Here is a 700-nt window from a genome sequence, read left to right on the forward strand (position 1 = left end):
GGACTGGAACTGGAACACCGTCGCCGGCGGCACCGCCAGCTCCCTGATCACCAACCCCGCCTTCGACACCGCCCACCTGGCCGGCCTCAACCTCCACCACAAATGGCACACCACCACCAACTTCACCTTCCACAACACCACAACCGGCACCGGAACCCCCACCGGAACCGGACCGACCACCAGCACCCCCACCGGCACACCTGACACCACCACCGGAACCGGACCGACCACCCCCACCACCCCGCACACCCACCTCACCACCGGAACCGACCTGCCCGACACCACCACCGGAACCGGCCCACACACCCACCTCACCACCGGACCCCACACCCCACCACCCACCAGCACCACCACCGGACCGGCCACCACCCACGACACCCCCACCCTCGACACCGACCTGAGCACCCCCACACCCGAACCCGACCCGGCACAGGACACCCTCCCCCCGGGCACCGACCTGAGCACCCTGAGCGGCTACGACCCCACCCAGAACAACCCGGCCCACCAGGACGGCACCCCCGGCAGCGACACCCCCGCCCCCGCGCCCGGCACCGCCCCCCGCCCACTCCCCTACACCACCCCCGAGTGGCACGCCGCCCGCGCCCAGGCCCCCGTCACCCACATCCCCGCAGGAGCCCCCCTCCCCGGCCCCGACGGCACCCCCCGCCCGGAACCCGCCTTCGACCTGCGCCGTTTCACC

The 700-nt window shown here is 73.0% G+C and carries 1 protein-coding gene; it reads right to left on the reverse strand.

Going from position 1 to position 700, the window contains the following annotated elements:
• Positions 1-354 (reverse strand): hypothetical protein (locus tag QC029_RS06635; RefSeq protein ID WP_279554498.1); only part of this gene is annotated, 354 nt, incomplete at its 3' end.
• Between the last annotated feature and the right edge of the window lie 346 nt (positions 355-700).

Source organism: Streptomyces sp. DH37, assembly GCF_029813835.1.
Taxonomy (GTDB): domain Bacteria; phylum Actinomycetota; class Actinomycetes; order Streptomycetales; family Streptomycetaceae; genus Streptomyces.